The sequence below is a fragment of the Sphingomonas sp. P3_C5 genome (assembly GCF_056402635.1).
Genome location: NZ_JBFUHA010000009.1, coordinates 1 through 23,281, shown reverse-complemented (window position 1 = coordinate 23,281; position 23,281 = coordinate 1). Strand labels below are relative to the sequence as shown.

The following is a 23,281-nucleotide window of genomic DNA, read 5'->3' as shown; positions in this document are numbered from 1 at the left end:
ACTGCCGGGATCATAGAGCATGAAAATTCCTTGGCTAGTCCAAGGCTTGCTCCATTTCGAATGTGTTGCGTAAAGGCGGTGCGTGAGCCCGGCCTGACCACCCTCGCCCCAGCCCTCAGGCCTTAAAAGAGAGTGACGTGCCGGGCCGCGACATCGACCTGCAAGAGGCGGCCATGGGGATCGGCCAGCAGCACGATGTTCGAGCGGTCGCTGCCGTCACCGATGCGCGCGCCCCGCGCCAGGCAGGCCAGCGGCATATCGGCTTCATGTTCCACGATCATGCTGACCGGCTTTGGCCCGGCGGGCACGATTGCCGTCTTCATCGCCACACCCTCCGCGTCGGGGCCGGCAAGGCCGAGTGAGACATAGGCGCGCCCGAAATCACAGCTCTGTACGGTGTCGAACGCACGCGGGGCGCCCTGTCTGAGCTCCATTTTGCGCGCGATCTCGCGTTCCGCACTATCGGTCCAGGCCACAAACGGCATCGTGACGTGAGGTGCATGCGTGTCGGTCAGCCTGTGAACATAGGTCTGTGTCCAGAACCAGTCCCCCGGCTGCATGTCGCCGCCCTCCTTGGCCGGCGAATTCGGCTGCCCGATCCTGGTTTCCAGTTGGCGGGTCTGGCTCAACGTCCACATCTCCAGCACACCGACCCGGCCCGGTTGCAGATTGCAGGTCAGCCAGCGCGGCGCAGCGCTGTCGTGCAGAAAGGCCAGCGCGCGCACCTTTCCAGTCAACGCGCAGGACCAGAGGAACTCGATCTCCGGTGCATCGGCGCATAATTTCACCAGGTCCAGCGCGCCGATCTCGCCGCCGATCTGCACCAGCCATTGCCCCTCCGACGTGACGTCATGGTGCGCCGCCAGATCGACCAGCCCGATTGTTTGGAAGCTGCGCCTGTGGCTGGCGAAGCGGGTCAACAGGCTCGCGCCGCCCTGTTGCTGGACGATCATTACGTTCGGACTGCTGCCGATCGCGACAAGCGCAGTGACGTCCCCGACACTGCCTTGCCAAAGCGCGCGGCCATGGCGATCGAGCAGCTGCAACAGGCTGTTCTCGCGCCATATCATCATCGTGCCGTTGTGTAGCAGGCAGGCCTGCCGGATTGCGGACGATCGCGTCGCTGGTGGCGGGAGCTTCCAGTTTTCCTGCGGTACCACCGGCGCGACATGCAACTTGCGAAGCTTGCCGAGATCGGTGGCGAAAACATGCAGGTCCGCCGCCTTGAGCAATGTAGTCAGCGCCTGCTGGTCGGACTGCGACAGCCCGGCGGAGGCGCTTTCCAGGAGCGACCGTGCAAACACCTCGATGATGATCTGCGCGGGGCCACGCCAGAACGCAGCCTGTTCGAGCGCTTCGCGATTGGACATACGGACCATCGTGGAGAGAAACGCGATCATCTCTTGCCGGGGATTCTCACCCTCGTGTCGAATCAGCGCCTGGATCCGCTCGAGCTGGGCTGGGAACGGTCCTGATCCCTGGACCGGGGCCATCACCGGAAAATCATCGAGCCCGTCGGGCGCGATATCGGCCACCGTCCAGCTCGCCGTGAGGAGGCACCGTACAATAGCCTCGATCGGCACGTCATCGCGTCCATACGCCTCCAGAGCAGTACGGAGCCACGATGCACGCATCGCGATCAGCTGAGGATCGGGCTCGGCGAGGACCGCCATGCTATCCGTGATCTGCAGCGCGCGGAGCGGTTGCCCTGTCGCTATCAGCATGTCCGTCCAGGCCCTCACCACATAGGCATGGAATTCCGGATTCGCGACCCGACTTTCCTCAGCCAACTGTCCGAAACAGCCACTGCGCCGGGCCAGCGCCAATGCGGTATCATGGGCACCCGCCTTGTAAAACAGGCGGATATACAACGCCGGCTCGAGTTTTGCATCGAACGCGAGCCGGGCTGCTTCCGTGTACAACTCGCCCTTTTCAAGCGTCAGCACGGCGGCGCGGTGATCGCTGAGCAATTGCGCATGGATATAGGCCGCGCGCCGATAATCGCCGCCGCGCTCAAGCGACTTGGCCAGTTCGGCATATCGCGTTCTGAGGGAGTGAAAGCTGGCATCCCCAAGGATCGGCATCAGCGCGCCACCAAAGCCGATGTTGAAGTCCAGCGTCGCCCTCATATCCGGAAGACGCGTCGGGAATAAAGTTCGCTTCCCTTCCGCGCCATCGGCATTGCCGAGCTTCAGCGCGAGCTTCAGCGCACTGTCGACATCGCCCGACGAGAGCAGCTTTTCAACGAGCTTCATGCGATCGCCAAATCGCTCGATGAGCCCTTTGCCTAGCGGCGTGTGCCAGCGGACCCAACCAGCCAGATTCTCCAGCACGCCAGGTTCGCGCGGCGGTGCCTCGCCAGAGCCAGCGCCCGCTTTTCCGCCCCCGCCTTCACTCTCGCCCAGCGATCGGCCACCAAACAGCTTGCCCAATGCCTGTTTGAAGATCGCGCCAAGCCTGGTCCGCTCCTCGAGCGCGCGGAGCGCGGCCTCGGTTTCACCAAACGGCTCCGCGCCTTCCGCCACGGCCGGGACGCGAGCGCGGGAGACGCGCGCGGTGCCATCGCGCGCAGAGCCCGGTCCGTTGTCTGCGACCTGCGCGACCACCACTGTCGACCGATGCACGATCACCATCGGCGCATCCCACAATAGCGCGATCGGTATTGGGACGAGCGTGTCGATGGTGATGCGGTACGGTTGCCCGCCCCACCAAAGATCGATCTGCCGGGGCACAGTGCCCGGCGCGGCCGCAACGCCCCTGAGGGAAGGACGCGGCAGATCGACATAGCTGACCAGCATGCCGGCCGCTGATGCCGCCAGCGGCAGCGCGGCCGGCCAGGCGGCTGTATCAACGGGAACCGGTCGGTCAAAGGCAACAATCAGCAGATCGAGGTCGGCCCGATCACCCAAAGCCCCATGCCACAGGCCAATGACGTGGTCGCGCAGCCCGCGCAGGCGGAACAGATCGGGGGAGGTCTGTCCGACAAATGCCAGGCCGTCACACATCGGTGCCGGCAACAGCGTCGGACTGTCCGGAAAGGCTCGGCCGATCGCCTGCTTGCTACGCGCGGCGACGAAGCTGCGATCAGCCATTCATCACCCCATCGGGATCAATGTCGACCGCTCTCTCAATCAGCGCATCGAGATCGAAGCGGGTGCATTGGGGCGGTGTGTTGCGATTCTTGCGATGGAAGCACAGCAGTTGCGCTGGATCACCAGCGTCGTCCGCTGCTACCGCCCAGATGCCGTTATGCGTGACCTGAAGCTCGACGATGGCCGCCATATCCTCCATTCTGGCCACCGTGTGCCGTGCCGTGATCTCCCCACCGCGGATATCGACATTGCACAGGGTGCCATCGCCGCCACGACGGGCGTCGGACCAGATCGACGCGACGATGGTATCGTCCCGCATCTTGGCCATCAGAGGCGTTTCAAAGGGCGCCGTGTCAAAGCAGGGGCTCACCTCATTTCCCGCCACGGTCCAGACATTGGGTCTGGTGCTATAGGCAAGGCTGGAGTGCGATCCCGAATAGGCCATCCCGAACAGGCAATCGGGATCGATCGGCACATCATTCTCGCGATACTGGCTGATGACGGCGTTGCTGGTTTTGAGGATCTTGTAGAACACCGCGTCGTCGGTTTTCACCCTGACGACACGGTGCACGCCATTGGCATGCAGGATCGGTGGCCGATCATGAGCAACCCGAAACCCCGCTTCGCGACCGTGATCGGCGAAATCAAAGGCGAATTCGCGCCCGTGAGTCGAATAAAATGTCGCCCCTATGCCATCAAAGAGCAAGGGAATGGCATAAGGATGCTGGCCCTTGAACAGATGGTTGGTGATCGCATCCGCGGCGCGCACGTTGCGCGAACCGACCGGCGCCATCTCCGCCGACAGATGGACTGCGGTGTGAATCAGTCTCTCTTTGCCGGAGCAGTCGGATTGCAGCAGCACCGACAGGGTTCTGATCGATTTGAGACGGATGCCGGCCAATCGCACGCCGGGCGCCAGCCGCACGAAATATGTCTCGCCAATTTCCAACCTCTTGCCTGAGATCAGGATCAGGATGCCGTCGCGCACGCGCAGCAGCTTCACCGACTCGTGCGGCACGACGAGATAGAGGGGCTCCCAGCCGACCGGTCGTGGCCCCGCACCGGTGCTGGCCGCTCCTTGTGCCGCCCTCGCCGGTGCGAAGGGCGAATTGATCGCCGACAGGCACAGAGTCTCGGAAGGGAAGTCGATAATGGCGCGCCGCACCTCGCGGCCATTGCGGCGCACCGAAATCTCCGCGGCACGCGGCGCATCGGCCACGGGCGGCAACAATGCGAAGCCAAGGGCACGGCCGACATGGCTGACGGCTCGCATCGAGAGCGACGCCGGCAGCCGGTCGGCCGCGCCGATCACCCAGTCGATATGGCGAGGTCCGGCATGCCCCGGTGCCACCGGCGCCAGCTTCTCCCATAACTCGTGAGCTGCGGTCACATCGTCGACGGTCGCCTCGCTATAGCTGGCGGCACGCAGGAAGCGCTTGATCGTGTTGACGGACAAAGCGTCGAACCACACCGCACCGTCCGCCCGTGGCAGGTAGCACCAGTGGAATGCCGCGCCTCGCGCCGCTGCCAGACGCGCCATGAAGAACAGCGCCGCCAGCGCCAGGACGCGGCCATGCCCCAGCAGCCCGGGCCCGACCGAGATCGTCAGCCGGTAAAGCGATTTCACGCCGGGGTCCGAATATTCCTTCTCGTGATACAGGGTTTCGGACTCGGCCAGCCGCCGCAGGAACTCCAGCGGCGCCTCGGTGCGGAGCAGCAGCTCGCTCTGGACGATATGCGCGATGTCGCCGTGCGTTGTGAGACTGCCCAGCCCCTCGAAATCGCCCTGGGCGTGGAGATCTGCCTCGTCGAAGCCGCCAAGCAGTCGTTCGAACTGTACGAGCTGGCCGCGGATCAGCTGCCCGAGCGGCGCCGACAATTGCTCGAGCACCGGCAGGAACAAGGCATAGGCCGCAGGCAGGGCGGCCGCCGCAGCGTCTGCGGCTTTCGTTCCTTCGGTCATGGCGGCGTCAGTGCGTCGGAATATTGCGGGGGAAGCCGATATGCGGCGAACGGCAGCGGATTGAGGATTGCGTAGATATCGGCCTGGTCCGTCCGATCCTTCGCCTCCTCGATACGCGGCACGACGATCAGCGGGCTACATATGCGGTGCTGATCGGCGAGCGCCTGCCGCAAAGCCGGCTGCACGTGACCAGGCGCGCCGAGTTCCACGCCAACCGGCAGCCACCATCCCGGCGCGTCTTCATATAGTGCAGTGCCTTCCACGCTCGGCAGGATGCGATCGGAAGTGCCTGACTCGTCCGCCAGCGGTGCTGCGAAAATCGCGATCCAGCCTTCGCCATGATCGATCCGCAGATCCCGGAACAGCGCCGACTTGCGCGCCAGGCTCCCCAGAGTACGATCGATCACGCCAGGTCCGAATGCGATCAAGGCGCCAACCTCCTGCACTGGCGCTGTGCGGCGCCAGTGCATCAGTCAGCGCCGCCGGGCGGCTTTCCGCCCCATGGCCGCAGGCTCGACGGGGCGCCGCTGACGGTGATCGACATACGCGCGGGCTGGGGCTCAGCTTGCACCGCGGGCTGCGTCTCGACGGCGGGCGGTGTCGGTTCCTCGGGCGTCGCAGCCGCGGTTTCGACCGCGTGCGGCGCATCCAGCACGCTTTTGATACTGGCGCGAAGGATACGGAGCTGTTGCGGCAGCGCATCGCCGGCAAAGGCAGCGTCGATCCGCGTCAGCATGGTCTCAAGCCGCACCAGCCAGATTTCGTAAAGGCGATCGGTGTTGAGCACAGGACGGGTTTCGAGCAAGCGGGTCGCCTGCTCAGTCAGATGCGCGGCGTGCGCCGTGGGGCCATAGGTCGCGCGGGTGACGCTGTCCGTCAGCACCGGATTGAAGCTGTCCTTCAGCTCGGCATGGAGCACTTCGCTCGCCTCCGCCTGCTGGGCCTTGTCCTGCACCAGATAGGTGATCGGCCACAGATCCTCCGGGCCGGCCGTATCCGCGCCGCGCAGCAGGGCGGCGGCGGCGATCAGCTTCTGCGCCTTGACGATCTTGCGATCCGACATGGTCACACCGATCAGGCGGAGCTTGCGCACGATATGGGCATAGGTCTCGCCAATCGGCCCCATGTCGATGGCGAGTGCGGCGCGGTGCAGGCCGGCGATCATCGGCTTGCCGACCGGCGGGATCGGGTCCGCCTCGCTGATGTTCATCCGCCAGCCGGTCCGAAGCAGATCAGGCAGTTCCTTCTCACCAACCGGATCGACAAACATGGTGAGCAGGAAGCGGTCGGCGAAGGCGGCGAGTGCCGGATCATCGGGCAGCGCGTTGGATGCGGCGACGCAGGAGATCAGCGGCGTGGTCATGCTGTAGCGGCCACGACGATAGGTGCGTTCGTTGAGAATTTTCAGCAGCGAATTGAGGATCGCGGTCGAACCGAGGAAGATTTCGTCGAGGAAGGCGACATCGGCCTGGGGCAGCATGCCAGCGGTGACCGGTTCGACCCGCCCCTCCTTGAGCGCGTTAAGGTCGAGCGCGCCGAACAGTTCGGACGGCTCAGTGAATCGGCCGAGCAGATATTCGAACGTGGTCGCGTCGATCGCTCCCGCGACGGCCTGCACCGCCGCCGACTTGCCGGTGCCCGGCGGCCCGATCAGCAGGACATGCTCGCGGACGATCAGCCCAAGCATGACCAGCTCAAGCAGGGCTCTACGCGCAACGAACTGGTCGCTCAGCCTGTCGATATGCGCGTTCAATGCCGCGACGGCTTCCGCCGTCTCCATTCGGTCTTCAGTCAGATCTTGCATGAAAAAATCAGTCGCCCGCCCATTTGCCGCGCGACTGTCGCCGACATCCGAATTACAAGCAATGCCATTGCGGCGAAAACAGAAATTACGGCTCACTCGGCCGGTTGAAGCTTGTCCTGGGTCTTGGTCAGGAAATCGCTCGCGTCGTGGCGTTCGTGCAGCTGGCTGGCCGGATCGCCGATGACCCGGTTGACCATGCGGCCGCGCTTTACCGCCGGGCGTTCGGCGATCAGGTCGACCCAGCGCTGGACGTTCCTGTATTCCTGCATCTGCAGGAACTCGGCCGCGTCATTATAGGCGAACCCCTTGGCGAGGCTGCCATACCAGGGCCACGCGGCGATATCAGCAATCGTGTAATCGGGGCCGGCGAGATATTCGCTCTCGGCAAGGCGGCGGTCGAGCACGTCGAACAGGCGCTTCACCTCCATCGAAAAGCGATCAATGGCATATTCGATCTTGATCGGCGCATAGGCATAGAAATGGCCGAAACCACCACCGAGATAGGGTGCGCTGCCCATCTGCCAGAACAGCCAGGACAGGCATTCAGCGCGGGCGGGACCGTCAGCCGGGAGGAAAGCGCCGAATTTCTCTGCGAGATGCATCAAGATCGCGCCGGATTCGAAGATGCGGATCGGCTCGGGGCCGCTGCGGTCCATCAAGGCGGGGATTTTCGAATTGGGGTTCACTGCGACAAAGCCGCTGCCGAACTGGTCGCCCTGCTGGATACGGATCAGCCAGGCATCATATTCGGCACCTGTGTGGCCGAGCGCGAGCAGCTCCTCGAGCATCACCGTGACCTTCACGCCGTTGGGTGTTGCCAGCGAATAGAGCTGCAGCGGGTGGCGGCCGACCGGGAGTTCCTTGTCATGGGTCGGGCCGGCGATCGGACGATTGATGTTGGCGAACTGCCCGCCATTCTCCTTGTCCCAGGTCCAGATTTTCGGTGGGGTGTATTCGGGCGTATCGGACATGTCTGGCTCCGGATGATGGGCAGTTCCGGTTAAATGCGATCTCGCCCTGGCTTTTGCTAGGGCTGGTCGGCGGCGATACCGAACTGATCGGCTGTGCTTGCCTACAAAGGGCCAACTCCTCGATAGCTGCCCCGCATTTCCATCGCTAAGCTCCGACACCAAACATGTCTGGAGAGTGGAATGTCGTCATCGCTGTTCGATCTGACTGGCCGCACGGCGCTTGTGACCGGCGCAGGCCAGGGCATCGGGCTGTCCATCGCCACGGGCCTTGCCGCGGCGGGCGCGGCCATCGTCCTTAACGGTCGCAGCGAAGCCAAGCTCGAGCCGGCGGCCGATCAATTGCGCGCGACGGGTGCGACTGTCTCAACCGCCGCCTTCGACGTCACCGATGGGGCAGCGGCGCGGGCTGCGATCGACGGAATCGAGGAGGGCGGGACCGCGATCGATATCCTCGTCAACAACGCGGGGATCCAGCGGCGGCGCGCGCTCGAGGATTTCGATCATGACGACTGGCGCGAGCTGATGGCGACCAATCTCGACGGCGTCTTCTATGTTGGCCAGGCGGTGGCCCGGCACATGATTGCGCGCGGGCGCGGCAAGATCATCAACATCGGCAGTGTCCAGTCCGAACTCGCGCGTGCGACTATCGCCCCGTATGCCGCTTCGAAGGGCGCGGTGAGAAATCTGACTCGCGGGATGTGCGCTGACTGGGCGAAGTTCGGTCTCCAGATCAATGCGATCGGCCCGGGATATTTTCAGACGGAGCTGAACCGCGTGCTGGCGGATGACCCCGCGTTCGACGCCTGGTTGAAACAGCGGACCCCAGCGGGCCGGTGGGGACGCCTCGAGGAGCTGCAGGGCGCGGCGGTGTTCCTCGCGTCCGCCGCCTCCGATTTCGTCAACGGCCAGACGCTGTATGTCGATGGCGGCGTTACGACGGTGATCTGATACGCGACAGGACAGCGGCAAAGGGACGGAATGACAAAATCGGCAGTGGTCACCGGAGGCAATGACGGCCTAGGGCGCGAGATGGTGTTGGCGCTCGCCCGGCTCGGCTGGGATGTGGCGTTCAACTATATCACTGGCGCGGACAGGGCCGAGAGCCTGGTCGCCGAGGTGGAGGCAATCGGCCGGCGCGCGCTCGCGCTGCAATCGGATGTCGGCATCAAGGCGGATGTCGACGCCTTCTATACAGCGGTGGGCGATTGGGGCGGTTCGCCCGACGTACTGGTCAACAATGCCGGCGTACAGACATGGTCACCCCTGCTTGATCTGGCCGAGGAGGATTGGGACCGGGTGATCCGCACCAATCTGAAGGGGTGCTTCCTCAATACCCAGGCGGCGGCGCGGCGGATGGTGGCGGCGGGAACCGGGGGTGCGATCGTCAACCTGGGATCGGGGTGCAACCGCCTCGCTTTCCCCAGGCTGGTTGATTACACTGCGTCCAAGGGCGGCATCGAGCAGTTTACGAAGGTCGCAGCACTGGAGCTCGGGCCGCACGGCATCCGCGTCAACTGCGTCGCGCCGGGCGCGATCGAGACCGAGCGAACCCGCGCCGAAACCAGCGACTATGCCGGCCAATGGTCGCCGCTGACGCCGCTGCGCCGCGTTGGCACGGTCGCGGATGTGGCAGCGGCGGTCGTTTGGCTGGCCGGGCCGGAATCCAGCTTCGTCTCGGGCCAGACGCTTCTTGTCGATGGCGGCGTATTCTCGCAGGCGGTTTGGCCGGATTACTGAGCCCTCACAGCTGCAGTCAGGCCTGGGCGCGGAACTCCTCGGGATCGGGATCGCGCAGGAACCGCCGGCCGGTCAAAGCCGGCACGTCGCTCGCGGCCACCGCGGGGCTGAACAGATAGCCCTGGCCGAAATCGCAGCCCCTGCGGCGCAGGTAATTGCGCTGCGCAGGTGTTTCGATCCCTTCGGCGACCGTCATCATGCCCAGGCTGTGCGCAAGATTGAGGACAGCGCCGACGATCACCGCATCCTCATCCTCATCGCGGTCGTCGGTCAGCCGCGAGACGAAGGAGCGGTCGATCTTCAGGACATCGACCGGGAACTGCTTGAGATGGGTCAGCGAGGCATAGCCGGTGCCGAAATCGTCGAGCGCAATCGTTACGCCCGCCTGGCTCAATGTGGTGAGCGTCTTCTGAACCCGCTCCGCCCGCTGCCCGATGAACACCGATTCGGTGACTTCGAGCTCCAGCCGCTCGGGCGGGACGCCGAAGCGTTCGAGCCGTTCCAGCATCCGGTCAGCAAGTTCCCCGTGCCGGAAGTCCGGGGGCGCACCGTTGATCGCGATCTTGCCGAAGGGAATGCCCGCCTGCAGCCAGTTACGCATATCGGAAAATACGCTGTCCATCATCCGGTCCGTCAGATCGGCGGCGAGATCCCTGTCGTTCAGCGCTGCGTTTATCGACCGCGGATGTTGCAACCCCTCGTCCGGATGATACCAGCGCAGCAGCGCCTCGAACCCAACGACCTCGCCCGTCATCAGCCTGATCTTGGGTTGATAATAAGGGAGAATACGGTCTTCGCTAAGCGCGCTGCGCGCCTCCGACAACATCGTGGCCTGACACCTGGCCGCTTCACGCATTACCGGGCGGAAGCCTCGGATCCTGCCGCCGCCAGCCGCCTTGGCGACATATAAAGCGAGATCGGCGCTTTTCAGCACTTCGGCCGCATCGTCGCCGTCGCGCGGCCACACGGCCACGCCGGCGCTGACATGCGTGTCTATCATCCGGCCAGCGAATGGAACGGGCAGATCAAGGCCGTGCAAGGCGGCACGGACTTTGGCCTCATTGGCTTCCGCGACGGTCAGGCCTGGTACGATGATCGCAAACTCGTCCCCGCCGATTCGTGCGACCGTCGCCGGCGGCGGCGTGTTGCGGCACAGCCGGACCCCGATCTCCTTCAGCAACGCGTCGCCAGCGGCATGGCCCATGCAGTCGTTGACTGTCTTGAAGTGATCGACATCAAGGACGATCAGCCCGACAATGCGCCGCGATGCCGCCGCTTCCCTCAACGCAGTCTCAAGCCGCTCGGCGAACAGGGCGCGGTTGGGCAGCTCGGTCAGATGATCGGTATAGGCCAGCGCCCGGACCTTCGAGTGCAGGACTACGCGGTCGACAAGATAGCGATAGTGATGGACGATCAGCAGCAGGATCAGCCCGAAGATCAGTAACAGGTTGAGGCCGGTGGTGAAACGTTCGCGATCGGGCGCCAGGAGCAGGCAGGTGATCACCGGCGTGGCCGAGAAGAGGATCGTGGCGAAGGCGGCCCGCGGCAGGCTCGCCAGGCAGAAAGTGCAGGCGATCGAACCGAAGGTGATGAACATCGGCACGAACGGCCGGTCACCCGCAGACGAGCTGAGCAACAGGATGCTCCAGATGCCGAGCCCGAGGGCGACCATGCCCGCCAACATGGTGGTGTTGACGAGATAGCGGCTGATCTGAGCTTCACCGGGATGCTGGCGGCGGCGGAGAAGCCATACGACCGCGCGCACGAGAATCAGCGCGAGAAACCCTCCCGGGGCAATCATCGAAAGCGCAGCCGAAACCATGCCATGAATCGAAAAGGCGAGAATGAAGGTATTGACCGTAAGCACGCCGTAGAGGAGCGGCACCTGGGTCTTCAGAATTTGGAATTGCTCCGCCTCCAGATCTCTCTTTAGCTCCGGCGAGAGCCGGTGGGGCAAGAACAAGGCGGTTTTCATACCCGGCCACGCTAAATTGACACTCTTAAGAAAGCTTGAGGCCGACGCGCGGACATATATCGTTTCGAGGCGGAAACACGCGGAGTCTTTCCGCCGCATCGAGACGCGACGGCGCTGACATATCGAAAAGTGGGGGCTATGCCGGGGCGCCCAAGATCTGGAGAGAGCGAGAGGATGATGAAGGCCCTAATCCGCTATTGGCTTGCTACGGCGGCCGTGATCGCATGCGCACCGGTACAAGCGGAGGCCCCCAGGCTGGTGAAGCACGGCAGCGCGACTCAGCTGAGCGTCCAGGGCAAGCCGATGCTGCTGATCGCTGGCGAGCTGGGCAATTCGACCGCGTCGAGCGCCGCCTATATGGCACCGCACTGGGCCAAGCTGAAGGCGATGCACCTCAATACGGTGCTGACACCGGTGTCCTGGGAGCTGATCGAGCCGCAGGAAGGACGCTATGACTGGTCCTCGGTCGATGCGCTGCTGCGTGATGCGCGTGCCAATGACCTGAAGCTGGTGCTGCTCTGGTTCGGCGCGTGGAAGAACAGCATGTCGACCTATGCGCCAGCCTGGGTGAAGCGCGACCAGGAGCGGTTCCCGCGTGCGCAGCTGCCGAACGGACAGGGGGTCGAGATCCTCTCCGCCTTCGCGCCCGAGACGCTTAAGGCAGATCAGCGGGCGTTCGCGGCGTTGATGCAGCACCTCGCCGAGGTGGATGGTGCGCGGAACACCGTGCTGATGACTCAGGTGGAGAATGAGATCGGCATGCTGCCGGTCGCGCGAGACTATGGCCCGCTCGCCTCCGCGGCATTCCGGGAGCCGGTGCCGGAGGCGCTGATCCGCTACATGACCGAGCACCATGCAACGCTCGAGCCCGAGCTCCGCCAGCGCTGGGAGGATCATGGCGCTAAGACATCAGGCGGCTGGACTGATCTGTTCGGCGAAGGCGATGCGACGGCGGAGATCTTCACCGCATGGCATTATGCGCGGTTTGCCGATGGCCTCGCGGCGGCCGGCAAGGCGCGCTACCCCTTGCCGCTCTATGTGAACGTCGCGCTCAACCGGCCTGGCCGGGCACCGGGCGAATATCCGAGCGGCGGCCCGCTCCCGCACCTGCTTGACGTCTGGAAGGCGGGCGCACCGACGCTCGACCTGCTGGCGCCGGACATTTATTTCCCGAACTTCGTCGATCTCGCCACGCGTTATAAGCGCGCCGACAATCCGCTCTTCGTGCCCGAGGCGAATGGCGCTGAGAAACCGGAGGTTCCGGCCAACGCCTATTACGCCTTCGGCAAGCTCGACGCGATCGGCTTCGGGCCGTTCTCGATTGAATCAGTCGACGACAAGAAGCCGAGTGCGCTCGCCGACGGCTATGGCGTGCTGGCGCAGATGAGCCCCTACATCCTCGCCGCGCAGGGCACCGGCCGCATGTCTGCGTTCAAGCCGCGGGCGCTGTATGACGAGACGGTGCTCTATGCGCCGGTGACCGAGAGGATCGGCGATTACCGCTTCACCGTTGCGTTTGCTGATATCCAGCTGCCCAAGCCGAACCCCGACATGGCGAGCTATGGCGGCATCATCGTCCAGATCGGGCCCGAAGAATATCTGATCGCCGGCCAGGGCATCACCGTCACCATGGCACCAGTCGGCGATGGGCCACCGCTCGCGGGGATCGACAGCGCTTGGGAAGGGACCTTCGATGCGACCGGCAAATGGGTGCCAGGGCGGTTGCTCAACGGCGACCAGACCCATCAGGGCCGGCACATCCGACTCGCACCGGGCGCTTTCCAGATCCAGCGGGTGAAGCTTTACCGGTATCGGTGAGCTTCGGATTAGGGAGCGCTGCTGTTCGCCGGTGCCTCGCCGCGATTCACGCGCGAGGTCATGCCGGTCGCGTCGGCATCGTCCTGAGTCTGTTCGTCGGGCGGGAGCGGGGCTTCGCGCGCTACGGCTTCCGTGGCGTTGGTCGTCACCGACTGCGTCGGGGCAGCCGGCGCGGCGGTGTTGGTCCCTTCCGTCACATTGGTTTCGGGCACTGCGCTATTCTCGCTTGCAACGGGTTGATCGGGTGTCGACTTGTCGCACCCGGCAAGCGCCGTCAGCGCCAGCAAAACCACCGCTCCGCGAACCAGCATCGTCTTCGTCATGACAGGACATCCCCCAGCGTAATGGTCGGGTGCGCCGACCGGGCTTCGATCTTGGCGGCCAAAGTGCGATCCCAGCCATAGGGATCGTCGCGGAAATTCATCTGGCCATTGGCACTGGCAAAGGCCGTCCAGTACAGCAGATAGACCGACACCGGCCGCGACAGGCTGATGCGCTGCGTGTTCTTGGTCGCCACCACCGCCGCGATCTTCTCGGGCGTCCAGACCGGATCGCCCTTGAGCAGCAGCTCAGCCAGATCGGCGGGCTTTTCGAGGCGGACGCAGCCATGGCTTGCGAGGCGATCGAAGCTGGCGAACTTGGCGCGCGACGGCGTGTCGTGGAGATAGACTGAATAGTTATTGTCAAAATCGAATTTGTAGCGGCCAAGCGCACTCTGGGTGCCGGCCTCCTGCTGCAGGCGACCGTCAATCAGCTTGAAGCCATTGCGCTTGAAATAGCCGGGGCTCTTCTTTTCCTTGGGGAACAGCTCGGCAGCCGCGATCGAGGGCGGCACGTTCCAGGGCGGATTGAGCACGATGCTGCGGATGACCGAGGACAGCATCGGCGTCTCATGGCCCGGGCGACCGGTGACGCCGCGCATCGACATGACGGGTGTGTCGCCATCGAACACCGTCAGCACCGCAGCGGCGATGTTGACTTGGATGCGGTCGCGCGGGAGCTCCTCAGGGAGCCAGCGCCAGCGCTCGAGATTGGCCATGATCTGGCGCACCCGATCAGCGGCGGGCACGTTGAGCGCGGCAAGCGTCTTGCTGGAAACCACGCCGGCCGGATTGAGCCCGTAGCGGCGCTGAGCGCGCTGCACTGCCGCCTGGAGATCCGCATCGAACGTGTCGCCGGTGGGAACGACGCTCTTGTCCTCGACTGCGAGGCGCTGGCGCAAGGCGAGCACGCGAGGCCCAGTCGCGCCGAGGGTGAGATCGGGGCCGGGGTCGAGCTTTGCCCAGCCGCCTGCGGCCGCGATTGCGCGGTAGTTTTCGAGGCCCTTCACCAGGCCGTCATAGCCGGCATAGGGCGGCGGCAGCGCCGCGATCCAGGCGGCGAGGCGATCGCGCCTTACGGCGTCTGCGAAGCCGGGAAGCGGATCGTAAGCCTGAGGCTTCATACCCCAATTATGGTCGAAATCGGCAGCGGCAAGGCGCCCGGCATGGACCGCGCGGGCGTGATCGAGCGCAGCGCGGACGAGGGCGGCATTGTCGAGCGGCGCGGTCGGTGGGGGCGAGACCGAACGCAGCCCCTGTTCCGTTGCGTTATCATCGAGCATCATCCGCAACTGCCCCGCCTGGGCGGGAGACAGGACTGGTATCGGGATCGGTGCTACGGGGGGAGCGGGAGGCAAGGTCGGCGACACCTGAGGCGGCGCGACGTTCTGCATGGCATTGAGCGGCGCCGCGACCAGCGCCGGGGCGAGCACGAGCGCAGCCAGCCAGGCTGAGGCCCTCAGCTTGCGGTTTCCAGCGTCTTCGAAGTCTCGCGTCATATCCGTCCTGTTGTCACCGGCGTTGCCGCCCGTCTGGCACGTCGATTCTCGCCCTAAACTGAACGAGTGAAGGAAAGCCAGTCTCGGCTGATGGAAAAAGGCCCCAGTTGATTCGCTCGATACACGATGTGTCGATGGAACAAAAAGAGAAAATATTCGCGCGATGCGACACTCCGCCCTGCCCTCAGCTCCCGTCGTCGAGCAATCGCCGCGCGATAACCTGGGCCTGAATCTCGCCGGCGCCTTCGAAGATGTTGAAGATGCGCGCGTCAGCGAGGAGACGGCTGACCGGATATTCCGTGGCAAAGCCGTTGCCGCCATGGATCTGCAGCGCATTGTCCGCCGCAGCCCAGGCGACGCGGGAGGCGATCAGCTTGGCCATGCCGGCTTCGACATCGCAGCGCTCTCCCTCGTCCTTGCGGCGCGCGGCGAAATAGGTGAGCTGGCGCGCGCCCATGATCTCGGCGGCCATCATCGCCAGCTTGTTGGCGACGCGGGGGAATTCGAAGATCGACCGGCCGAACTGATAGCGATCGAGCGCGTAGCCGAGGCCGATATCAAGCGCAGCCTGGGCGACGCCGACCGCGCGCGCAGCGGTCTGGATACGAGCGCTCTCGAAGGTCGCCATCAACTGCCTGAAACCCTCGCCCTCGACGCCGCCGAGCAGATTTTCGGGCGCGACCCGGAAATCATCGAAGCCGAGTTCATATTCCTTCATGCCGCGATAGCCGATCACGCCGATCTCGCCGCCGCTCATGCCGGGGTTCGGGAAGGGATCAGCGACGGTGCCACGCTGCTTTGGCGCGATCAGCATCGACAGGCCCTGGTGATCAGACGTCGCGGGGTCCGTACGAACCAACAGGGTCATCATGTCTGCGCGCGCGGCGTGCGTGATCCAGCTCTTGTTGCCATAGATATGGTATTCGCCGTCCATGAGCGTTGCGCGGGTGCGGAGCGCGCCGAGATCGGAACCAGTATCGGGCTCCGTGAAAACAGCGGTCGGGAGGATCTCGGCACTGGCCAGCCTGGGCAGCCAGTGCGCCTTTTGCTCCTCGGTGCCGCTGGTCAGGATCAATTCGGCAGCGATCTCGGAACGGGTCGCAAGCGAGCCGACACCGATCCAACCGCGCGACAACTCCTCGGAGACGACGCACATCGCCGTCTTGCCCATGCCGAGACCGCCATGCTGCTCAGGGATGGTCATGCCGAACACGCCGAGCGCGCCCAGTTCGGCGATCAGCGAGAGCGGGATGAGCTGGTCGGCAAGGTGCCATTCCTGGGCAAAGGGCGCGACCTGCGCTTGCGAGAAAGCGAAGAACTGATCGCGGATCATCTCGAACATGCCATCGAGGCCGCAATTCTCGAGCGTCGGCTTGCCACGGGCGGCGACGAGATGGCCCGCAATCGCCGTCTTCACCGCCTGGGAGCCGCCTTTGCGGATCAGGTGGCGGAGCGGCAGGGCATCCAGCAGTGTCAGGACCGCCGCATCGTCGGTCAGTTCCGATGGGCGGATCGTTTCCCCTTGGTTCATCGGGATGCCGCCCACCAGCTGCGCACCATATTCGGCGAGGAGCAATTGGGCGAGCAATGCGTCGACCTCGCTGAGGGCGCCCCTGGCCTCAAGCTTCGCCGCCCAATCGGCAACCTCACGCATCAGCACCGCATAGGTGGCGAACCAGCCAAAACCATGGACAACATGCTGTTCGAGATCGGCGAGCGCGCGATCGGGCTTGCCGTCGGCACCGGCGATGCGAGCGCGGACCGCAGGCCGGACAGCGGCGACGAACGCCTGGGCATTGTCAGCCGCCCCGGTGAGCAATGCTGTCAGGCGCGGGAGGGCCAGCCGGTGCGACATTCAACCTTCGTCCGGCCGTACGCGTTGCGCGATGACGCCCTGGCGCTCCAGTTCAGCGAGGCGGTCTGCGTCGATGTCGAGCCAGTCGGACACTATCTCCCGGCTGTGCTCGCCGACCCGTGGCGGCTCGTGGCGGTACGTGGCGGGGGTGGCGGAGAGCTTGCCTGGGAACGCGACCGTCGGGATTTCCACCCCGTCCTCACGGATAAAGTGATGGACCGTGCTGCGGGCCTCGACGAACGGATCCTCGAACACCTCCTTGATCGTGTTCACCGGCCCGGCGGGCACGCCGCAGGCGGCGAGGCGGTCGATCAGCGCGTGTCCGTCCAGATCCTTGACGAGATCCTGGACGATTGCCTCGATTGCGTCGCGGTTGATCAGCCGCGCGCGGCTGGTGACGAAGCGGGGATCGGTGCCGAGCTCGGGTACGCCGAGTTCCTTGCAGAGCTGCCGGAACTGGCCGTCATTGCCGACGGCGATGATGATCGTGCCGTCGGCGACGGCGAAGGTCTTGTAGGGCACGACAGTCGGATGGCGGTTGCCGAGCCGGCCGGGCACGACCCCGCCAACCAGCCAATTCATCGCCTGGTTGGCGAGCATCGCGATCTGCGTGTCGAGCAGCGAGATATCGATTTGCTGGCCGATACCCGTGCGTTCGGCATGACGGAGCGCGGCGAGGATGCTGACGGTCGCGTACATGCCGGTCGAGAGATCGGCCATGGCGACGCCGGCGCGGAGCGGACCGCCATCCTCTTCGCCGGTGATGCTCATGAAACCGCCCATGCCTTGCGCGACGAAATCATAGCCGCCGCGCATCGCATAAGGGCCGGTCTGGCCGAAGCCAGTGATCGAGCAATAGACCAGACGCGGGTTGATCGCGGCGAGGACGGGATAGTCGAGGCCGTATTTCGCGAGCCCGCCGACCTTGAAATTCTCGACCAGGATATCGGCCTTGGCCGCCAGTTCGCGAATGAGCGCGGCGCCGGCTGGATCGGCCAGGTTGATCGCGGCCGAGCGCTTGTTGCGGTTGCACGAGAGATAATAAGCGCTTTCGCCGATCTCGTCCTCGCCATCCGCGCCGCGCAGATAAGGTGGGCCCCAGGCACGGGTGTCGTCGCCCTTGCCCGGTATCTCGATCTTGATCACGTCAGCGCCGAAGTCGGCGAGGATCTGAGTCGACCAGGGGCCCGCGAGTACGCGCGAGAGATCGAGCACCCTCACGCCGGCGAGCGGACCGAGGCTCATCTCACCGAGAGGCTGCTCGGCGGCTATTTGGTAGCGCTCTGCAGATAGGCGATCAGATTGGCGCGGTCAGCCGGCGCGGCCAGCCCGGCAAAGCCCATCTTGTTGCCCGGGACCAGCTTCGCCGGACTCGTCACATAGCTGTCGAGCGTCGCTGCCGACCAGGTGATCTTCGCCGATTTCATGGCCGGCGAATAGTTGAAGCCTGCGACCGTCCCCGCCTTGCGGCCGAACAGGCCGTGGAGGTTCGGGCCCATCTTCTGAACGCCGGGGTTAAGATCATGGCAAATCGCGCAGCGCGCGAACACCGCCTTGCCCTTCACTGCGTCGCCCGCCGGCGCACCGGCCACGGCCGTCGAGGCGACAAGGCCGATCAATACCAGCGATGTGGCGACTATGGGTTTCGAAACACTCATCTTTTTCCTCTCGACCATATATGATCCCGCGATTCCAAGGCCAATCTGCCCGGTCCGCGCGTATAAGGCGAGTGTGACTTGCTGGCCCCTGAATGACATCTCAGGCCGCCCGCTCGAAAATCGCGGCAAGGCCCTGGCCGCCGCCGATGCACATCGTCTCGAGGCCATAGCGGCCGTCTCGCCGCTTCAGCTCGCGGACGAGGTTGGCGAGGATACGGCCGCCGGTGGCGCCGATCGGGTGTCCTAACGAGATGCCCGAGCCGTTGACGTTCAATATGTCGCGCCGGGAATCATCATCGCTCCAGCCCCAGCCCTTTAGGCAGGCCAGCACCTGCGGCGCGAAGGCTTCGTTGAGCTCGACCAAATCGATATCACTCCAGCCAAGCCCGTTCCGCGCGAACAAACGCTCGACCGCTGGAACCGGCCCGATCCCCATCCGCGAGGGCTCACAGCCGGCCGCGGCCCAGCTGTGGAACCAGGCGAGCGGCTCGAGCCCCAGTTCCTCGAGCTTGTCCTCCGCGACGACGAGGCAGGCGGCAGCCGCGTCGTTCTGCTGGCTGGCATTGCCGGCGGTGACCACCCCGCCCTTTTCGATCGGCTTGAGCTGACCGAGGGATTCAGCGGTGGCGTCGGCACGGATGCCTTCGTCGCGGGCGAAGATCACCGGATCGCCGCGCTTCTGTGGGACCGCGACCGGCACGAGCTCGTCGTCGAACTTGCCCTCGGCCCAAGCCCTGGTCGCGCGCTGGTGGCTCGACGCGGCATAGGCATCGCACGCCTCGCGGCTGATGTTATAGTCAGCGGCGAGGTTGTTCGCGGTCTCGATCATGCCGCTGATCTCGCCGAAACGGGCGATCGGCTGGGACATCACCCGGCCGCGCGTCAGCCGATCATGCAGCGTGGTCGATCCCATCCGCGCGCCCATGCGATGGTCGATCGAATAATATTCGACGTTCGACATGCTCTCGACCCCGCCGGCGATGACTATATCGGCAGCCCCGGTCTGGATACGCATCGCCGCATCGATCACCGCCTGAAGACCGCTGCCGCAGCGCCGGTCGAGCTGGGTGCCGGGGACCGAGATCGGCAGGCCGGCGGCGAGCGCCGACCAGCGGCCGATGCACGGCGCCTCGCCATTGCCATAGCCTTGCGCGAAGACGACATCGTCGATCCGCTCGGGATCGACCCCAGTGCGCTCGATCAGCGCCTTGATCACGATTGCGCCAAGATCGCCTGCCTGGATCGAGGCGAGCGCACCGAGGAACTTGCCGACGGGTGTACGGATCGGGGCGACGATGGCGGCTCTGCGCATGGGGAATCCTGTCTTCATGTCTGATTCTGACATGTGAAGGTTGCGGCCATGGCTGTCACCCCGTCGCAGCGGATTGCCGAGACACTGCTTTCGCCTTGAACCAAGGTGACGGACTGGTCGACGAACAAAGGTGCCAGGGCTCGGAAGCTGAATTGGCGGATCGAGCCTCCTTGCTGAGTGCCGAGGCTGAACAGCCGAGCAGCGGTGAACGGACCCTGCACGACGAGGCCGGGATACCCTTCTTCGCCGGTCGCATAAGCCGCGTCATAATGGATGCGATGGCTGTTGAAGGTGATGGCGGAGAATCGGAATAGGTCGACGGTACCGGGTGCCCAGGTGATTGCGCCGGGGACATCGCCTCGTTCGATTGGCGTGACCGCCGGGATTGGCGCACCTGCATCGCGGTAGACGATGGTCTGCCGCTCGCGCACCCGTACCTGCCCAGCCTGCTCGATCTCGTGCTCGACCTCGACAAGGACGAGCTCACCGCTACGTCCGGCCTTGTGGGTGAGGCCGGCGATGCGCGACGTCCGGGTCGCTTCCCGGCCGGGCAACAACGGCGCGTCGAAGGTCATGTCGGCCGCTGCGAACATCCGACGGGGCAGCGTGACGGGTGGGAGGAAGCCGCCGCGCTTCGGATGGCCGTCGGGGCCGATCTGATCGCGAGCCACTACCGGTAGGAAACAGGCCCAATGCGCGAGCGAGGGAAGTGCCGTCTCGATATCGAGGTTCTCGCCGAGCGCGGCCGCATAGCGGCGCAGGCTTTCAACCTCGATAATCTCGGTCCGCGTTTCGCTGCGGCCGATCCAGGTTTGCCAGTGGGTGATCGCGGCGCTGTCCAGCGTCATGCCACCAGCCCCTTGTCGTGCAGCCGTGCGATCGCGCCGCTATCAAGGCCAAGTATGGTCGCCAGCACCTCGTCGGTATGCTGGCCGAGCCGCGGCGCCGCGGCTACCACGCCACGCATCTCGTCACCCAGCGTCGCGGCGCTGCCGGCGGCGGGATAGGTCAGGCCGCTCGGATGAGCGATGGTCTGGAATTGCGGGTTTTCAGTGAAGAGCCGGGCGTCGCTCGTCACCGCCTCGTGCAGGCCCTGATAGCGCCCCCAGGTGACTCCGCCGGCTTCGAACAGGGGCTGCAGGTCGGCAACGGTGCGGCGAGCGAAGGCCGCCTCGAACACAGGAAAGAGGCGCTGGCGATGGGTGAAACGCGCGCCCTCGTCATGCTTGAACGCGACCCCAAGCTCCGCCTCCAGCGCAGCGACCGGGGCGGCGAGGTCAAGGGCGTGGACCAGACCCGCCCATTGTCGCGGCGTGATTGCGACGACGATCAGCCTTGCACCATCGGCACAGACGAAATCGCGGCCGAAGGCGCCGAACAGATCGTTGCCCAAGCGCGGCCGGTCTCCGCCCGTCAGCACCTCGGCGACCTGGCCGATATGGCTGAGGCTCGTCGCGGCGAGATCGGACAACGGTACGCGGATCTCGGCGCCCTCCCCGCTCGCTCGTCGCCGCAGCAGCGCGGAGGTCATTGCGAAGGCGGCGTAGGCGCCGCCGAGCAGATCCCAGGCGGGGAGGACGTGATTGACCGGGCGCTGATCATCAACGGGTCCGGTCATCATCGGCACGCCGATAGCGGCGTTGATCGTGTAATCGACGCCGGGCGAGCCATCCGCCCAACCCATCACCCGGACGGTGATGATGTCATCGCGCCGCGCTTTGAGTGCCTCGTGCGAGAGAAAGCCTTTGACCGGGTAGTTGGTGAGGAACAATCCGGCGTTCTCGCCGGGCGCTGTCGCAATCGCCACGGCGAGCTCGCGGCCTTCGGGTAAAGCGAGATCGATCGCGATCGACTTCTTGCCCTTGTTCAGCCCCTCCCAGTACAGGCTCGCACCCGAGCCCGGGGCGAGCGGCCAGCGGTGATAGTCGGGTCCGCCACCGATCGCGTCGAAGCGGATCACCTCGGCGCCCATCTGGGCGAGGTGCAGACCGCAGGAGGGGCCGGCGATAAACGCCGAGCCCTCGACGATGCGGAGCCCGGCGAGCAGATCATACATTGAGTCACCCCCGCCAGCCCATGAGCCTGTGCCCGATCACCAGTGGATAGACCGAAAAGGGCAGGCGGTGAATCAGGCTCGGCCCAACCAGCGTCAATAGGTCAGGCGAAGCAGATCGACGATCAGGAGCACAACGACCAGCGACACGCCACTGGCGATATAGATAAAGAGACCGCGGTCGCACTTCTCTCGCGAGACGTGAAAGCCATGCATCATCCATCTCCGCCACCGTTTTATCGAGTCGGTTGCCGGGTGGCTGGGTCAGGCAATGGTGTACGCTTCTGGTCTCGCGCCCGTCAATATATGACCGATTCGGCCGCGTAGCATCGCTTGCAGGAAGGACGGCGGGGCGGCGATGCGCCGCCCCGCCGGAACCGATCAGGGCTTGAGGCCCTTGGCCATGTTGAGATGCGCCGTCACGGTCGGGACCAGGCCGGTCGCGAAGGTCTTGAGTTCGGGCACGTCGCCGCTTGTCGAATAGGTACGCAACGCGACCAGCGTGGCCTGATGGGCGACGACCTGATCGGCGGCATAGGCCGTATCGAAATCAGCGCCGGTCTTCGACTTGAGAGCGTCGAGCTTCGATTGCTGATCGGGGGTGAGGGTCGCATCGGGGGTGATCGCCGGGGTGAGGCCGGAGGCGATCGTCTTCAGCTTGGCGGTCGAGCCGGTATGGGCTTCGATCATCTTCTTGGCGAATGACTTGATCGCGGCCGACTGCCCGTTGGCGGCCGCGAGTTGCGACTCCGCGATCTCGAATGCGTCGCTGGCGGCAGCGGTGTTGGCAAAGGCCTGGCCGCCGCTCACGGCGGGGGCCACCGTGACGCTGTTGTCGAGCATGGCATTGTCGGCGACGATGGTGCCGCTGGTGTCCGCCGTGACGCTGTTCGTGGTTGTGGTGGTCGTCTCATCCTTGTGCCCGCATCCAGCGAGCGCCAGCGCCGTCGCCGACAACAGCGCGATGGTTCCGTACCGCATATTTCCGTCTCCTGTTGGTCGCGCATGTCAGCGCTGCGCGCATCAACCGCCAGCCCCGGAAGAACGTTCCGCGCATCGAGCAGCAATACCCAAAGCGGTGCGGACCTTTTAGGATCGCCCTCCGTTCTACAGGCGGCGCATCCAGACCGGACGCGGACACTCCATCGGGAGACGAGCATATGGGCATTTTCGGCAGCATCATGGACAAGATCTTCCACCATCCGGCCGCCGCCCAGGCTGCAC

The 23,281-nt window shown here is 64.8% G+C and carries 19 protein-coding genes; 4 read left to right on the top strand and 15 right to left on the bottom strand.

Annotated elements, in window-relative coordinates; genetic code table 11:
• Nucleotides 1-122: 122 nt before the first annotated feature.
• The 5 genes from AC1DVS_RS20095 to yghU form a co-directional block, all read right to left on the bottom strand.
• Complete coding sequence (locus AC1DVS_RS20095; RefSeq protein WP_478025758.1) at nucleotides 123-3,092, bottom strand: hypothetical protein; 2,970 nt, start codon at nucleotides 3,090-3,092, stop codon at nucleotides 123-125.
• Nucleotides 3,085-5,055: a hypothetical protein gene (locus AC1DVS_RS20090; protein WP_478025756.1), complete on the bottom strand. Its 1,971-nt coding sequence runs from the start codon at nucleotides 5,053-5,055 to the stop codon at nucleotides 3,085-3,087. The genes AC1DVS_RS20095 and AC1DVS_RS20090 overlap by 8 nt, the downstream gene beginning before the upstream one ends.
• Nucleotides 5,052-5,483, bottom strand: coding sequence for a hypothetical protein (locus tag AC1DVS_RS20085; RefSeq protein WP_478025754.1), 432 nt, complete (start codon nucleotides 5,481-5,483; stop codon nucleotides 5,052-5,054). Before AC1DVS_RS20085 ends, AC1DVS_RS20090 begins: the two co-directional genes overlap by 4 nt.
• Before the next feature lie 41 nt (nucleotides 5,484-5,524).
• Complete coding sequence (locus AC1DVS_RS20080) at nucleotides 5,525-6,859, bottom strand: AAA family ATPase (RefSeq protein ID WP_478025752.1); 1,335 nt, start codon at nucleotides 6,857-6,859, stop codon at nucleotides 5,525-5,527.
• 92 nt (nucleotides 6,860-6,951) lie between these two features.
• The gene (gene yghU, locus AC1DVS_RS20075) at nucleotides 6,952-7,830 is read right to left on the bottom strand and encodes a glutathione-dependent disulfide-bond oxidoreductase (RefSeq protein WP_478025750.1); all 879 of its coding nucleotides are present in this window, start codon (nucleotides 7,828-7,830) and stop codon (nucleotides 6,952-6,954) included.
• Between the two features lie 180 nt (nucleotides 7,831-8,010).
• On the opposite strand from yghU, the gene AC1DVS_RS20070 reads away from it, so the two are divergent.
• Together AC1DVS_RS20070 and AC1DVS_RS20065 are read left to right on the top strand one after the other, a co-directional pair.
• Nucleotides 8,011-8,778 (top strand): SDR family oxidoreductase, encoded by a 768-nt coding sequence (locus AC1DVS_RS20070; RefSeq protein WP_478025748.1) that lies wholly within the window; start codon nucleotides 8,011-8,013, stop codon nucleotides 8,776-8,778.
• 30 nt (nucleotides 8,779-8,808) lie between these two features.
• Entirely contained in the window at nucleotides 8,809-9,567 is a 759-nt protein-coding gene (locus tag AC1DVS_RS20065; RefSeq protein ID WP_478025747.1) for an SDR family NAD(P)-dependent oxidoreductase, read from the top strand.
• Nucleotides 9,568-9,583: 16 nt separating this feature from the next.
• Here the strand turns inward: AC1DVS_RS20065 and AC1DVS_RS20060 are convergent, their stop codons facing one another.
• Nucleotides 9,584-11,452 (bottom strand): putative bifunctional diguanylate cyclase/phosphodiesterase, encoded by a 1,869-nt coding sequence (locus AC1DVS_RS20060; RefSeq protein WP_478025746.1) that lies wholly within the window; start codon nucleotides 11,450-11,452, stop codon nucleotides 9,584-9,586.
• Between the two features lie 264 nt (nucleotides 11,453-11,716).
• Here AC1DVS_RS20060 and AC1DVS_RS20055 point away from each other — a divergent pair, with 264 nt between their 5' ends.
• Complete coding sequence (locus tag AC1DVS_RS20055; RefSeq protein WP_478025744.1) at nucleotides 11,717-13,360, top strand: GH35 family beta-galactosidase; 1,644 nt, start codon at nucleotides 11,717-11,719, stop codon at nucleotides 13,358-13,360.
• An 8-nt stretch (nucleotides 13,361-13,368) separates the two neighbouring features.
• Here the strand turns inward: AC1DVS_RS20055 and AC1DVS_RS20050 are convergent, their stop codons facing one another.
• The 9 genes from AC1DVS_RS20050 to AC1DVS_RS20010 form a co-directional block, all read right to left on the bottom strand.
• Nucleotides 13,369-13,683, bottom strand: coding sequence for a hypothetical protein (locus AC1DVS_RS20050; RefSeq protein ID WP_478025743.1), 315 nt, complete (start codon nucleotides 13,681-13,683; stop codon nucleotides 13,369-13,371).
• Nucleotides 13,680-15,179, bottom strand: a complete 1,500-nt coding sequence (locus AC1DVS_RS20045; protein WP_478025742.1) for a L,D-transpeptidase family protein — start codon at nucleotides 15,177-15,179, stop codon at nucleotides 13,680-13,682. The genes AC1DVS_RS20050 and AC1DVS_RS20045 overlap by 4 nt, the downstream gene beginning before the upstream one ends.
• A 184-nt stretch (nucleotides 15,180-15,363) precedes the next feature.
• Nucleotides 15,364-17,034 carry an acyl-CoA dehydrogenase family protein gene (locus tag AC1DVS_RS20040; protein ID WP_478025740.1) on the bottom strand — a complete coding sequence of 557 codons (1,671 nt, stop codon included), beginning with the start codon at nucleotides 17,032-17,034 and terminating at the stop codon, nucleotides 15,364-15,366.
• Complete coding sequence (locus AC1DVS_RS20035; RefSeq protein WP_478025739.1) at nucleotides 17,035-18,279, bottom strand: CaiB/BaiF CoA transferase family protein; 1,245 nt, start codon at nucleotides 18,277-18,279, stop codon at nucleotides 17,035-17,037.
• A gap of 23 nt (nucleotides 18,280-18,302) precedes the next feature.
• Nucleotides 18,303-18,692, bottom strand: a complete 390-nt coding sequence (locus AC1DVS_RS20030) for a c-type cytochrome (RefSeq protein ID WP_478025738.1) — start codon at nucleotides 18,690-18,692, stop codon at nucleotides 18,303-18,305.
• 100 nt (nucleotides 18,693-18,792) lie between these two features.
• On the bottom strand, nucleotides 18,793-20,004 hold the full coding sequence (locus AC1DVS_RS20025) for an acetyl-CoA C-acetyltransferase (RefSeq protein ID WP_478025736.1): 1,212 nt from the start codon (nucleotides 20,002-20,004) through the stop codon (nucleotides 18,793-18,795).
• 14 nt (nucleotides 20,005-20,018) lie between these two features.
• Nucleotides 20,019-20,852 (bottom strand): HTD2 family dehydratase, encoded by an 834-nt coding sequence (locus AC1DVS_RS20020; RefSeq protein WP_478025735.1) that lies wholly within the window; start codon nucleotides 20,850-20,852, stop codon nucleotides 20,019-20,021.
• Nucleotides 20,849-22,060: a CoA transferase gene (locus tag AC1DVS_RS20015; protein WP_478025733.1), complete on the bottom strand. Its 1,212-nt coding sequence runs from the start codon at nucleotides 22,058-22,060 to the stop codon at nucleotides 20,849-20,851. The genes AC1DVS_RS20020 and AC1DVS_RS20015 overlap by 4 nt, the downstream gene beginning before the upstream one ends.
• A gap of 378 nt (nucleotides 22,061-22,438) precedes the next feature.
• Nucleotides 22,439-23,038, bottom strand: a complete 600-nt coding sequence (locus tag AC1DVS_RS20010) for a DUF4142 domain-containing protein (RefSeq protein WP_478025732.1) — start codon at nucleotides 23,036-23,038, stop codon at nucleotides 22,439-22,441.
• A gap of 14 nt (nucleotides 23,039-23,052) precedes the next feature.
• On the opposite strand from AC1DVS_RS20010, the gene AC1DVS_RS20005 reads away from it, so the two are divergent.
• Nucleotides 23,053-23,281, top strand: a 229-nt coding sequence (locus AC1DVS_RS20005; protein WP_478025730.1) for a hypothetical protein, incomplete at its 3' end; no start/stop codon positions are given.